Origin of the sequence: Bradyrhizobium sp., from assembly GCF_027307225.1 — a bacterium.
GTDB lineage: Bacteria > Pseudomonadota > Alphaproteobacteria > Rhizobiales > Xanthobacteraceae > Bradyrhizobium.
The window spans coordinates 1-12,726 of record NZ_DAHUXJ010000132.1; the positions used below are offsets into that span (position 1 = coordinate 1).

Consider the following 12,726-nt stretch of genomic DNA (forward strand, 5'->3'; position numbering starts at 1 on the left):
GAGCATCGCCAAAGCGGCCGACTGACCAATCCATCCCTGTCTTCAATGCGGTCATCCCTCTCGTGGACCGCACGATAAGGAATCAGACTCGATTCCATCTTGGCAACAAAAATTGTGTGCACGCCTTAGCCGCAAGGGGGAAGGGATAAGATCGCGTCTCTCGACGCGAGCAATTTCATCGCACCATTTACCCCTTTCGCTTTGCAACATCGGACCCCAGATAGAGCGCCATGACCAACGCCCCCGACATCAAAATCCAGGATGCGCCGGTCCGTGCGCCGTCGCATGTGCCGCTTGACGATGCGGTCATGCCTTTCGAGGTCGCCCCGCTCGATTTGCGCGGCCGGCTGACACGGCTCGGCCCCGGCCTCGACGATCTGCTGGCCAAGCACGATTATCCCGCAGCCGTCGCGAAGCTGCTCGGCGAAGCCATCGTGCTCACGACCTTGCTCGGTACGTCCCTGAAATTCAACGGCCGCTTCATTCTGCAAACGCAGACCGACGGTCCGGTATCGTTTCTGATCGTCGATTTTCAGGCGCCGGATCGGCTGCGCGCCTATGCGCGGTTCGATGCCAGCCGGATCAAGGAGGGCCAGGACTCAGGCAGCCTGCTCGGCAAGGGGCATCTGGCGATGACCATCGATCAGGGGGCCGAGATGAGCCGCTACCAGGGCCTGGTGGCGCTGCATGGCGGCAGCCTCGAAGACGCCGCGCATGAATATTTTCTGCGCTCGGAGCAGATTCCGACGCGGGTGCGGCTTGCGGTCGGCGAGGAGTGGCGGGGCGGCGAGGGCGGTGCGCGGCGGCGCTGGCGCGGCGGCGGCATGCTGCTGCAATTCCTGCCCAAGGCGCCGGAGCGCGCACGGCAGGCCGATCTCGATCCCGGCGATGCCCCGGAGGGCACGATGACGCACACCGTCGCCGATGACGATGCCTGGGTCGAAGGCCAGTCGCTGATCGCGACCGTCGAGGACGTCGAACTGATCGATCCGAATCTGTCCGGCGAGCGGCTGTTGTACCGGCTGTTTCACGAACGCGGCGTGCGCGTCTTCTCGCCGCTGATGTTGCATGCGCAATGCTCCTGCTCGCGCGAGGCGGTCTCCGCCATGCTCAAGAGCTTTGAGGCGAAGGACCGCGCCGAGATGGTCAAGGACGGCAAGGTGGTCGTGACCTGCGAATTCTGCTCCTCGGTCTACCAATTCACGCCGCAGGAAGCGGGCGTCGAAGGTGGCGCTGCTTGAGGCGGCCAGCGGATCTGCGGCCGCATCTTCTGCATCGACTCCTGGCAGGGGATTATCGGCTCGATGGGAACGGCCGTCGGATAAACAAAGGCGGGCGCTGCAAGGAATATTAGCCCGCTCCAGTACGCCTGCCGCGCATGCCGAGCTGAAATTCCGGCTTGCGAATGCGCGATGGCGGGTTAGGATCGCCCCAAATTCGAGGGGATGGGGTCCCCCGGTAACCGCCGCAAGGCTGATGACTCCTACCTTGGCGCTTGGCGTCGGTAGGAGCACGCCTGTGTTCCTCCACGAGAAGCCGCTGTTCCGGTCGGTTCGCGCCGCCCGGGGCGACTGGTTTTGGATTTGCGGTTTGAGTTTGGAGGAGGCGCACATGATCGCAAAAGGCACCGATCCCGGAACGCCGGCAGCGCCAGCGGCTCTGGCGGAAGGGATCTTTCTCACATGAGCGGATTGATCAGCGTTATGCTGGGAAGCCTGCTCGGCGCCATCGCGCGCTATTTTGTTTCCGGCTTCGTGGCAAGACGGATCGGCGAGACCTTTCCGTGGGGCACGCTGCTCATCAATGTCAGCGGCGCCTTCGTGATCGGGATATTCGGAGCGCTCGCGGAAAACAAGGCTTCCATCCTCGCCTCACCGGATAACTGGCTGTTCGCGGTCACGGGATTTCTCGGCTGCTACACCACCGTTTCTTCCTTCAGTTTGCAGTCGCTGGCGCTGGCAAGAGACGGCGAGCGCGTCCGTGCGATCAGCTATGTCGGATCTTCGGTGGTGTTGAGCCTTGCCGCCGTCGCGCTGGGCTTCGCCCTCGGCGATCTTATCAAGTGAAACGGGCTCGCGGACAATGACTGGCAAACCCAAGCCGAACAGCCGGGAGACGGCGATCCTCTACGTCTGCGTTGCGATCGGCGGCATGCTTGGCAGCGTCGCGCGCTACGTCGCCGGGCTTACCATTCCCGCGATTGCCGGCTTTCCGCTGGCGACGTTGTTCGTCAACATCACCGGATCGTTCGTGATCGGGTTTTATAGTACACTCAATGAGCCCGACGGACGGCTTTTCGCCAGCACGCGGCAGCGTCAGTTCGTGATGACCGGGCTTTGCGGCGGCTACACCACGTTCTCTTCCTTCAGTCTGGAGACGTTCAGGCTGCTGCACGACGGAATGACGGCGACCGCCTTGCTGAACATAGCAGTTTCGGTGGTGACCTGGCTCGTGGCTGTCTGGCTCGGGCATCTCGCGGCGAGCCGCCTCAATCGGTTGAAGGGGAGTTGAGCATGCAAATACCGAAACAGGCATTGTTGCTGCGAATCTTCATCGGCGAGGACGACCGGTTTGAAGGCGCGCCGCTGCACGAGGCGATCGTACTGAAGGCGCGCGAGATGCATCTGGCAGGCGCAACGGTTCTGCGCGGCCCGATCGGTTTCGGCGCCTCGAGCCGTCTGCACACCACGAAGATCCTGCGCCTGTCGGAAGACCTGCCGATCGTGATCGAGATCGTCGACAGCGAGGCGAAGATCGACGATTTCCTGCCCGTACTCGACGCGATGATGTCGAGCGGCCTCATCACGCTTGAGAAGGTCCAGGTCCTGCAATACGGGCTGAACAAGCCGGATTGAGGAAGCCTTTGCGGCACGGGACGGCAGTTGCGTTAAGGCACCTCGTCACCGGAGGTCGGGTTTGCCCGTGGCTTAATCCTTCGAGACGCATCGCGAAGCGCGATGCTCCTCAGGATGAGGTCGGACCTATTGGCTCGACACCCTCATGGTGAGGAAGCGCGAAGCGCTGTCTCGAACCATGAGGCCGGAATGCACCCCTCAGTTCAAAACCCGCTTCGCCTCGGGGCTGTCGAGCGAGAAGGTAGGCACATCGATTTCGAACTTCTCGCCGCTTTCGTTCACCATCTGGTAGCGTCCGGTCATGAAGCCGGAGGTGGTCGGCAGCGGAACCCCGCTCGTATATTCAAATCGCTCGCCGGGCGCGAGCGTCGGCTGTTCACCGACGACGCCTTCGCCGCGCACTTCCTGCCGCCGGCCGGTGGCGTCCGTGATGATCCAGTGCCGCGTGCGCAGCTGCACGGTTTCACGGCCGGAATTGACGATCACGATGGTGTAGGACCAGAAATACTGCCGCTTTTCCACGGAGGAACGCTCCGGGAGAAAGTTCGGCTCCACGGTCACTTCGATGTCGCGGGTTATGGCGCGGTACATGCGGAATCAATTGTCTCTGGAGTTACGTTTTATCCTACCCGATCGTTTCGCCGGAACCAATTGCGGTCGGCGCCGCGCTAGGACTTTTGAAAAGGATTCATCGCCGTTTCACCACAGTTGAGGCTTAAGCGGCGGCTTTGCTTGTTTCCCGACGGCCTGTAGACTTGTGAGATGCGTCGGAGAAGCAGCCTAACCGTCCGAGACGATGTGAGATGACCTCGGTTGCCGGTCAGATATCCGCGCCGCTAACGGCTGACGCGGGCGTTGTTGCGCTCGCGAAAGCGCCGGCGATCGCGCGTCCGACGGAGCGCGAATTGCGGCTTGATCTGTTCCGGGGGCTCGCACTGTGGTTGATCTTCATCGACCATCTGCCGCAGAACCTTCTGACCTGGGTGACCATCCGCAACTACGGATTCTCCGACGCCACCGAAATCTTCATCTTCATTTCCGGTTACACCGCGTCCTTCGTCTACGGTCGCGCGATGCGCGATGCCGGCTTTGTGGTCGCTACCGCGCGCATCCTGCGGCGGGTCTGGCAGATCTATGTCGCGCATGTGTTCCTGTTCACGATCTTTCTGGCCGAGATCTCCTACGTCGCCACCAGCTTCGAGAATCCACTCTATACCGAAGAAATGGGGATCATGGATTTTCTCAAGCAGCCGGACGTCACCATCGTCCAGGCGCTGCTCCTGCGATTCAAGCCCGTCAACATGGATGTGCTGCCGCTCTACATCGTGCTGATGCTGTGGCTGCCGCTCATCCTGTGGCTGATGCGGCGCAGCGCCGACCTGACCCTGGGGCTCTCGGTGCTGCTTTACGCTGCGACCTGGCAATTCGATCTTCACTTCTCGGCCTATCCGAACGGCTCGTGGTTCTTCAACCCCTTTGCCTGGCAACTGCTGTTCGTGTTCGGCGCCTGGTGCGCGCAGGGCGGCGCGCAGCGGATGTCGCGCATTATCGCATCCCCGATCACGCTGTGGATTTGCGCCGCCTATCTGTTCTTTGCCTTCCTGGTCACGCTGACCTGGTACGTGCCGCAGTTCGGCCATTTGATGCCGAAGCGGCTCGAGCAGTGGATGTATCCGATCAGCAAGACCGACCTGGACGTGCTGCGTTTCGCGCATTTCCTGGCGCTGGCCGCCCTGACGGTGCACTTCCTGCCGAGGGATTGGCCGGGCCTCAAATCACCCTGGCTGCGACCTTTGATCCTCTGTGGCCAGCATTCCCTTGAGATATTCTGTCTGGGCGTGTTTTTGGCTTTTGCCGGCCACTTCATCCTGGCGGAGCTGTCCGGCGGAACCGGGTTGCATTTCGTTGTCAGTATTTCGGGAATCCTGATCATGTCGGGCGCTGCCTGGATGTTTTCATGGTACAAGCATTCCGCCAACAAGAGTGGCCGTGCCAAGGTCACCGGTGGCAACGCCGATCTGGCGGGAGGGGGCGCATGAAGTTCGTCTCAGGGGCAATCCTGAGTGTGAGCCTGCTGGCCGGTTTTCTGGCCGCCGCTTCTGCGCACGCCGACGACACCGCACCCGCGGCGTCCACCGCGCCTCCAGCGTGCGAGGTGCCCGACTATATCCTGGCCGGCGATGTCGCGCTGCCGAAGGTGGCAGAAGCCATCAAGGCCGGCGGTCCGCTGAATATCCTTGTTATCGGAAGCCGGTCATCGACGATCGGCGTCAACACCGGGGCCTCGGAAGCTGCCTCCTATCCCGGCCAGATGCTGGCCGCCATGAAGGAGAAGCTGCCGGCGGTCGAGGTTAATTTATCCGTAGAAATACAGCCCAAGAAGACCGCCGAGGAGGTCGCGCCCGATCTTGCAAGGCTGGTGGTGAGCAAAAAGCCCACGTTGGTGATATGGCAGACCGGAACCGTCGATGCGGTGCGCGCGGTGGATCCGGACGATTTCCGCACCGCGGTAGACCAGGGCGTCGTTGCCTTGCGGGATGCCGGTGCTGATGCGGTACTAATCAATCCGCAATATAGTCCACGCACGGAATCGATGATTTCGGCTTCGACCTACCTGGATAACATGCGCGTGGTGGCGCAGGAGCACGAGGTTCCATTGTTCGACCGTTTCGCGCTGATGCAGAAATGGTCCGAAGATGGAGCGTTCGATCTGTTCGCGCCGGTCCATGGTTCAGATCTTGCCAAGCAGGTTCACGGCTGCCTCGGGCGCGCATTGTCGCAGTTCATTATCGCTTCGGCCCACCCGAAGCCGACGCAGGAGAATTGAGAGAGTCTGCCTTCGATGACGCTTCGGAGTTATTGCCGCCCTTTTTGTTGCTTGATCGCCATGGTGCTGCTGATGCCGGCAGCGTCCGCCCGCGCGGAGGATGCGCCGCCGGCGGCCATTTCGGATAGCGCCAAGGCCGAAGCTTCCAAGGCCGAGGTTTCCAAGCCCGAGGTTTCCAAGCCGGCCGCGCCCGCGGCGGAGAGATCCGCCCAGGCTGCTCCGACCGACGCCGCGACGCCGTCGGCCAGCGCGACGCCGCCCAGCAACCAGGCGCAACCGAAGAGCCTCACCGACAAGGCGATCGAAAGGGTGACGCGGGCAGCGAGAGTGGCGGGCGGCATTTTCAGCCGTGTGCCCTGCCTGCCGCCGAAGGGCGTGACGAAGTCGTTCGCGCTGCCGCATTTCGTGCACAAGCTCGCGGCCGGCGAACCGGTCGTGATCGTGGCTTTCGGATCGTCCTCGACCCAGGGCTACGGAACGTCGTCGCCGGAGTTCACTTATCCCAATCGCCTCGCGGCGCAGCTGCACCGGAAATATCCGACCGCCGATATCACCGTCATCAACCGCGGTCGCGGCGGCGAAGAAGCGGCCCAGATGATGAAGCGGCTGCAGAGCGAGGTGACCGACATGAAGCCAGATCTCGTGATCTGGCAGGTCGGCACCAACGCGGTATTGCGCAATGTCGATCCCGATTCAGTGGCGCAGCTCGTGCAAGAGGGGGTGGCCCGCATCCAGGCGGCAGGCGCCGACGTCGTGCTGGTCGATCTGCAATATTCGCCGCGCGTGACCGAGCATCCCGAAGGCGCCAGCAAGATGGTGAGGCTGATCCACAGGGTTGCCCAGCTTCGCCATATCGGCGTGTTCCCGCGCTTCGAGGTGATGCGCCAGTGGCATGAGAACCAGGCGTTGCCGATCGACAGTTTCGTGATTGCCGACGGCCTGCACATGAACGATTGGGGCTATGCCTGCTTCGCGCAGATCCTCGGCGACGACATCATTCGCTCGGTCGGGCAGATCAAGTTCGGCGTCAGCGTCAATGTGCCGGCCAGCGTGCCGGTCAACCGGCCGATGTGATATGGGCGAATAGCGAATAGCGAATAGAATCCTACTCGCTACTCCCTATTCGCCACTCGCTTCAATCACGCCTTTTCCAGCGCCGTATGCAGATCCTCGATCAGATCGTCGGCATGTTCGAGGCCAGCGGAGAAACGGATGAAGCCGTCGCTGATGCCGAGCTCGGCGCGCGCGTCCGGCGTCAGCCGTTGATGCGTCGTGGTCGCCGGATGCGTGACGATGCTCTTGGCGTCGCCGAGGTTGTTGGAGATGCAGGCGAGCTTCAGCGCATTGAGCGTGCGGAACGCGGCCGGCTTTCCGCCCTTGACCTCGAAGCCGACCAGCGTCGATCCGGCGCGCATCTGCTTCCTCACCAGCGCCGCCTGCGGGTGGTCTTCGCGGCCGGGATAGATCAGCCGCGAGACCTTCGGATGCCGCGCCAGCGCATCGGCTACCTTCGCGGCATTGTCGGTCTGGGCGCGAACGCGCAGCGCCAGCGTCTCCAGTCCCTTGAGCAGCACCCAGGCGTTGAACGGCGACAGCGACGGGCCGGTCTGGCGCATGAAAGTGTGCAGGTGTTCGGCGACGAAGGCTTCCGACGACAGGATCATGCCGCCGAGACAGCGGCCCTGACCGTCAATGTGCTTGGTCGCGGAATAGACCACGACGTCGGCGCCGAGCGTGAGCGGGCTTTGCCAGATTGGCGTGGCGAACACATTGTCGACGATCAGCCGCGCCCCGCCGGCGTGCGCGATCTCGGCGATAGCTGAAATGTCGAGCACGTCGAGCGTCGGATTGGTCGGGCTTTCGAGGAAGAAGCTCTTGGTATTCGGACGCACCGCGCGCTGCCACTGGTCGAGATCGAGACCATCGACCAGCGTCGATTGAATGCCGTAACGCGGCAGCAGGTCTTCCACCACGTAGCGGCAGGAGCCGAACATTGCCTTCGCGGCCACCACGTGATCGCCGGCCCTCAGCGGTGCGAGAATGGCCGTCGTCACCGCCGCCATGCCGGTCGCGGTGGAGCGGCCGGCCTCGGCGCCTTCGAGATCGATCATGCGACGCTCGAACATCGAGATCGTCGGATTGGAATAGCGCGAATAGATGTAGCCGGGGTCTTCGCCCTTGAAGCGCGCTTCGCATTGTTCGGCGCTGTCATAGACATAGCCCTGGGTGAGAAACACCGCTTCGGATGTCTCGCCGAATTCCGAGCGAATGGTTCCGGAGTGAACCAGCCGGGTTTCGGGACGGTAGCGGGAAGGGGCGGGTGTGGCAGACGCAGACTTGGTAGGCGCAGGATTCGACATGTGACCTCCGTCATGGCCGCTCTCGAAAACGGCCATAAAAAAACCGGCCTGGAGAAACTCCATAAGGCCGGGATCACATTGTCCCCGGCCTGTTTAGCGACTTATTTTACGTGGCTGCAAGCCGGCCGGCTCAAATCACCACGGGATAAGTCATGCTCTATTCTCTCGCACCCTTTCCGTCAAGCCGACCATCGGATAACCGGTAAAAGCTCGCAATTTTCGGCATTTGGAAGGTTGGGTAAAGGACTCTATCCCGTGAGCTTCACGCTTCCGCCCGGCGCCAATGGCATCCTGCCCGACCGCATGATCGCGGCGATGGCGGATGCGGGCCTGATCCGTCCGGCCTATCCGTTTGTCGAGAGCCAAATCCAGCCCGCGAGCCTCGACTTGCGCCTCGGCGACATCGCCTACCGGGTGCGCGCGAGTTTTCTGCCGGGCCCGGGCGCCACCGTGGCCGAGCGCATCGACGAATTGAAGCTGCACGAGATCAGCCTCTCCGACGGCGCGGTGCTGGAAACCAACTGCGTCTACATCGTGCCGCTGCTGGAGTCGCTGGCGCTGCCGGGCGAAATCGTCGCCGCCGCCAATCCGAAGAGTTCCACGGGACGGCTCGATGTTTTCACCCGCGTGATCGCGGATGGCACCCGCCGCTTCGACATGATCGGCGCCGGCTATCACGGTCCGCTCTATGCCGAGATCAGCCCCAAGACCTTTCCGGTGCTGTTGCGGGAGGGATCGCGGCTTTCCCAGGTTCGCTTCCGCACCGGCGATGCGATCCTCGACGCCGACGAACTCGACGCCCTGCACACGCTGGAAAAGCTGGTCGACGTCGATGACGCCGATCTTGCCAACGGCGTCGCGCTCAGCGTCGATCTCTCTGGCGAGAGGGCCAACGGCTTCGTCGGCTACCGCGCCAAGCGCCACACCGGCGTGGTCGACGTCGATCGTCGCGGCGGCTATGCGGTCGACGATTTCTGGGAGCCGATCGCGGCGCGCTCCGACGGCAGCCTGATCCTCGATCCCGGCGAGTTCTATATCCTCGCCTCGAAAGAAGCGGTGCAGGTGCCGCCGGATTACGCCGCCGAGATGGTGCCGTTCGATCCCCTGGTCGGCGAATTCCGCGTGCACTACGCGGGCTTCTTCGATCCCGGCTTCGGCTATGCCGGCGCCGGCGGCAAGGGGTCACGCGCCGTATTGGAAGTGCGCTCGCGCGAGGTGCCGTTCATTCTCGAACACGGCCAGATCGTCGGCCGCTTGGTCTACGAGAAAATGCTGTCGCGGCCCAATGCGATGTACGGCCAGCGCATCGGCTCCAACTACCAGGCGCAGGGCCTGAAACTCTCCAAGCACTTTCGCGTGTGAGCTTCATCAGTGCTTTGCGGGCGTGACGCGCCAGATCGTATTGCCGACATCGTCAGCCACCAGCAGCGCGCCGGTCTTGTCGATCGCGACACCGACGGGGCGCCCTTGCGCCTCCCCATCGCTATTGAGGAATCCAGTCAGGACGTCACGTGGCTGGCCCGACGGCATGCCGTTGGCGAACGGCACGAAGATCACCTTGTAGCCGGAGCGTGGCTTGCGGTTCCACGAACCATGCTGGCCGATGAAGGCGCCGTCGGTCATGTCGGACGGAAACAGCTTGCCGGTATTGAAAGTGAGTCCGAGCGAAGCGGTGTGCGCGCCGAGCGCGTAGTCCGGTGCGATCGCCTTTGCCACCAGATCAGCCCGCTGCGGCTGGACGCGAGCATCGACGTGCTGCCCGTAATAGCTGTAGGGCCAGCCGTAGAAGCCGCCATCCCTCACCGACGTCATGTAATCCGGCACCAGGTCGTTGCCGAGTTCGTCGCGTTCGTTGACCACGACCCACAAGGCGCCGCTTTGCGGCTGCCAGGCCGGTCCGTTCGGGTTGCGCAGGCCGGATGCGAACACGCGCCACTTGCCGCTCGCGCGATCGACCTCGAGCACGGCGGCGCGATTGGTTTCGGCGTCCATCCCGTTTTCACCGATATTGCTGTTCGAGCCGACCGTCGCATAGAGCTTCGACCCATCAACCGAGGCGACGAGATCCTTGGTCCAGTGATGGTTGATCGGGCCTCCCGGCAGATCGGCAAGCTTCGTCCCGGCCGCGGTGATTTTGGTGTCGCCCGTATGGTAAGGGAATTTCATGATCGCATCGGCATCGGCGACATAGAAATAGCCACCCACGAGCGCCATGCCGAATGGCGAGTTCAGCCCTTTGAGAAAAACGCTCTTGGTCTCGGCGGTGCCGTCGCCGTCGCTATCGCGCAACAGCGTGATGCGGTTGGCGCTGGTCGTAGCGGCGCCAGCGCGGCCCATGACGATCCTGGTGATCCAGCCCTTGATGCCCCTGTTCTCGGCGGGGCGTTCCGGTGCGTTGGTCTCGGCCACCAGCACATCGCCATTCGGCAGGACGTGGAGCGTGCGCGGATGATCGAGCGCGGTCGCAAACGCATTGACCGTCATGCCCTCGGCCGCGACCGGCTTGCCGCCGGCCGGCCAGCCGATCGCCTTGGCGACGTTGACCGTCGGCGTCAGCGATTTTTCCGGCTCGACCAGCGTGGGCTTGGGGCCAAAGGTTTGTCCAACCGTGGCGGTTTCCTGCTCGTTGCAGGCGGCGAGCAACAAAGCAAGACCCGTGATACAAAACAAAAGCACGGGCCTTGCGGGCGGAAAAAGTCGGTTATGCATGTAAGGCCCCTCGCCGGAGACCGCAGCATAAGGGAAGCCGGACCACCTTCACAGCATCAACAAGTGAAAATCATGGGATTGTGAGCCAGATGAGATGACCGAGGTCAGGGGGACGGAGATGACAGCAGTCCAGCCGGAAGCGCAACAAGCCGAATGGCAACGCTGGCGCAGCGTCGCCGATCTCTACCACGCCTGCTTCACCGGGTTGATCCTCACGGTGGTAACGCGGCGCGGCAGCGCTGACGCCGCGGAGTTTGTCTTCCGCGTGTTTCGCCGCCAGCAGCAGGAGCGCTTCCTGCCGGGGCTCGACAAACTCGGCCTCAGACATCTGCCGCCGGCGGTCGCTGCCGCGCAATATCATTATCTCTCCAACTGGATCGGCGGCGTGCATGTCGAATACATGTTTGAGAGCGATCGCAAGGCCTGGATCCGCTATCCGGTGCCGCGCTGGATCTGGAAGGGTACCGCGATCTGCGGCGTGCCGGGTGAAGTCTCGCGCGCCATGTTGCGCGGCTGGCACGCCAATAACGGCGTCGCGCTCGGCGATCTCAGGCTCGGCTTCGTCTGCACCAAGCAGAGCGTCGACGGTCAGGATGGTCTCGAAGGTTATTATTGCGAGTACGACCATCCGCTCGAGCCTGAGCAGCGGCTGGTATTCGCCCGCCATCTCGAAGCGCCGCTGTTCGATCCTGCGAACGCACCGGCTTTGCCGGTCGCGACCTGGCCGAAGCCGCGGCTGCAAAAGGCCTACCGCAACTACGCGATGGAATACGTCCGCACCGCGGCTCCCGTGATGGTGCAGCTGTTTGGCCCCGAGGATGCCGGCTATCTCCTGCGTCTCACCGGCAAGCTGATCGGCATGCAGTATTTCGACGACGTGGCACAGGCGCTCGCGGCACACCATGGAGGCGCAAGGGAATGCGCGGCGCTGCTCATGTCGTTGCTCGCGGCCGAGGGTGATGTGGCCGAAGTCAGGGAATCATCAGGCCGGTTCGAGATCAGCCAGCAGAGCTGGAAGCTGATGGACGATGTCGGCGACTACCATCCAGCTTGCGCTGGCGTCCTCCACGGTCTGTTCGAGGGCCTTGCGGCAGGCTGCGGCCGCCACATCGCGGTCGATCTCGCGACAGCGGCGGGTGGACGGCCACCGTTCGTGTGGTCGATCGCTTGAGGAAAGCGGATTTGCCGACTTCGGAGGCGAACGAGGCGGCTTCTGTGAGAGGAATCACGAAAGCCGCGCCGGACAGGCTATCGTCCGAGGTTTTTCTGCATCGCGCTGATCGCAATATCCATCTGGCCCGCGATATAGGGCGCGATCTCGTTCGGCAGCACATCGACGATCCAGGTCATCCGGCTCCGGCTTTCGCCATCAACGAAGACCTGCACCGAGCCGTTATAATGCCTCACGCGCTCGCCGCCGATGATGGCATAGGCCAGCCGTCGCCGCGTGTCGTCGCAATCCACCAATTCCTCGCGCGCCACCACGCCGGTATGAAAGGTCAGGATGCGCACGGTACCCTCGAGACGGCAATCGACGACAAAACCCGGGTTCAGCCGTTGATGCACCGCGCCGAAGTCGCGCACCGCATCCCAGACAACATCCGGCTGCGCGTCGATCATGAAGTCCTTGTGAATCGAAGCCATGGGTGATTTTCCTCGTCATGTGTCTGTCACCTCATGGTGAGGGGCCCCCGGCGGCGCTTGCGCCCTCCGGTGCGCGTCGCCGGACGATGCGGAGCCTGTCATCGGGCGCGCGTTCGCGCGACCCGTTGGCATCGCCGGGAGAACCATGAGGCGTCGGCGGCCTCATCCATCGAGACGCTTGCTGGCGCAAGCTCCTCAGACCGTATGTCCCTCTTTCAGAGCGGAGGCGACTCACCCTCGATGCGAGTGCGAGGGTTACCCGGATAGGCCGGGCAGAGCCTCACGCAAGGAGGGCGAGTCATGGGCGATTATAGCGAAGCTTTCGTGGGTC

The 12,726-nt window shown here is 62.8% G+C and carries 13 protein-coding genes and 2 riboswitches; of the genes, 9 read left to right on the forward strand and 4 right to left on the reverse strand.

Going from position 1 to position 12,726, the window contains the following annotated elements; all coding sequences use genetic code 11:
• The first annotated feature begins 230 nt into the window (after positions 1 to 230).
• The 4 genes from M6D32_RS22320 to M6D32_RS22335 all read left to right on the forward strand — a co-directional run bounded on the left by M6D32_RS22320 (position 231) and on the right by M6D32_RS22335 (position 2,855).
• Entirely contained in the window at positions 231 to 1,241 is a 1,011-nt protein-coding gene (locus M6D32_RS22320; protein WP_298260320.1) for an Hsp33 family molecular chaperone, read from the forward strand.
• A gap of 191 nt (positions 1,242 to 1,432) precedes the next feature.
• A riboswitch (Fluoride riboswitch) is annotated at positions 1,433 to 1,493 on the forward strand.
• A 189-nt stretch (positions 1,494 to 1,682) separates the two neighbouring features.
• The gene (gene crcB / locus M6D32_RS22325) at positions 1,683 to 2,066 is read left to right on the forward strand and encodes a fluoride efflux transporter CrcB (protein WP_298260322.1); all 384 of its coding nucleotides are present in this window, start codon (positions 1,683 to 1,685) and stop codon (positions 2,064 to 2,066) included.
• A gap of 16 nt (positions 2,067 to 2,082) precedes the next feature.
• Complete coding sequence (gene crcB / locus M6D32_RS22330; protein WP_298260324.1) at positions 2,083 to 2,511, forward strand: fluoride efflux transporter CrcB; 429 nt, start codon at positions 2,083 to 2,085, stop codon at positions 2,509 to 2,511.
• A gap of 2 nt (positions 2,512 to 2,513) precedes the next feature.
• Complete coding sequence (locus tag M6D32_RS22335; protein ID WP_298260326.1) at positions 2,514 to 2,855, forward strand: DUF190 domain-containing protein; 342 nt, start codon at positions 2,514 to 2,516, stop codon at positions 2,853 to 2,855.
• A gap of 198 nt (positions 2,856 to 3,053) precedes the next feature.
• Here M6D32_RS22335 and apaG read toward each other — a convergent pair whose 3' ends face one another.
• Positions 3,054 to 3,446, reverse strand: coding sequence for a Co2+/Mg2+ efflux protein ApaG (apaG, locus tag M6D32_RS22340; RefSeq protein WP_298260328.1), 393 nt, complete (start codon positions 3,444 to 3,446; stop codon positions 3,054 to 3,056).
• Positions 3,447 to 3,658: 212 nt separating this feature from the next.
• Here apaG and M6D32_RS22345 point away from each other — a divergent pair, with 212 nt between their 5' ends.
• The 3 genes from M6D32_RS22345 (at position 3,659) to M6D32_RS22355 (ending at position 6,756) form a co-directional block, all read left to right on the forward strand.
• Entirely contained in the window at positions 3,659 to 4,894 is a 1,236-nt protein-coding gene (locus tag M6D32_RS22345) for an OpgC domain-containing protein (RefSeq protein ID WP_298260330.1), read from the forward strand.
• A complete protein-coding gene (locus M6D32_RS22350) occupies positions 4,891 to 5,682 on the forward strand; it encodes an SGNH/GDSL hydrolase family protein (protein WP_298260332.1) in 792 nt (263 codons plus the stop codon). The genes M6D32_RS22345 and M6D32_RS22350 overlap by 4 nt, the downstream gene beginning before the upstream one ends.
• A 72-nt stretch (positions 5,683 to 5,754) precedes the next feature.
• Positions 5,755 to 6,756: a GDSL-type esterase/lipase family protein gene (locus M6D32_RS22355; protein WP_298260333.1), complete on the forward strand. Its 1,002-nt coding sequence runs from the start codon at positions 5,755 to 5,757 to the stop codon at positions 6,754 to 6,756.
• Between the two features lie 65 nt (positions 6,757 to 6,821).
• Here M6D32_RS22355 and M6D32_RS22360 read toward each other — a convergent pair whose 3' ends face one another.
• The gene (locus M6D32_RS22360) at positions 6,822 to 8,042 is read right to left on the reverse strand and encodes an O-succinylhomoserine sulfhydrylase (protein ID WP_298260335.1); all 1,221 of its coding nucleotides are present in this window, start codon (positions 8,040 to 8,042) and stop codon (positions 6,822 to 6,824) included.
• A 72-nt stretch (positions 8,043 to 8,114) separates the two neighbouring features.
• Positions 8,115 to 8,194, reverse strand: a riboswitch (SAM riboswitch).
• A gap of 103 nt (positions 8,195 to 8,297) precedes the next feature.
• Here M6D32_RS22360 and M6D32_RS22365 point away from each other — a divergent pair.
• A complete protein-coding gene (locus M6D32_RS22365; RefSeq protein WP_298260337.1) occupies positions 8,298 to 9,404 on the forward strand; it encodes a 2'-deoxycytidine 5'-triphosphate deaminase in 1,107 nt (368 codons plus the stop codon).
• 6 nt (positions 9,405 to 9,410) lie between these two features.
• On the opposite strand, the gene M6D32_RS22370 is transcribed toward M6D32_RS22365, so the two are convergent.
• A complete protein-coding gene (locus M6D32_RS22370) occupies positions 9,411 to 10,751 on the reverse strand; it encodes a sorbosone dehydrogenase family protein (protein ID WP_298260339.1) in 1,341 nt (446 codons plus the stop codon).
• Positions 10,752 to 10,869: 118 nt separating this feature from the next.
• Here M6D32_RS22370 and M6D32_RS22375 point away from each other — a divergent pair, with 118 nt between their 5' ends.
• Positions 10,870 to 11,922 carry a hypothetical protein gene (locus M6D32_RS22375; RefSeq protein WP_298260341.1) on the forward strand — a complete coding sequence of 351 codons (1,053 nt, stop codon included), beginning with the start codon at positions 10,870 to 10,872 and terminating at the stop codon, positions 11,920 to 11,922.
• Between the two features lie 77 nt (positions 11,923 to 11,999).
• Here M6D32_RS22375 and M6D32_RS22380 read toward each other — a convergent pair whose 3' ends face one another.
• The gene (locus M6D32_RS22380) at positions 12,000 to 12,395 is read right to left on the reverse strand and encodes an SRPBCC family protein (protein WP_298260343.1); all 396 of its coding nucleotides are present in this window, start codon (positions 12,393 to 12,395) and stop codon (positions 12,000 to 12,002) included.
• Between the last annotated feature and the right edge of the window lie 331 nt (positions 12,396 to 12,726).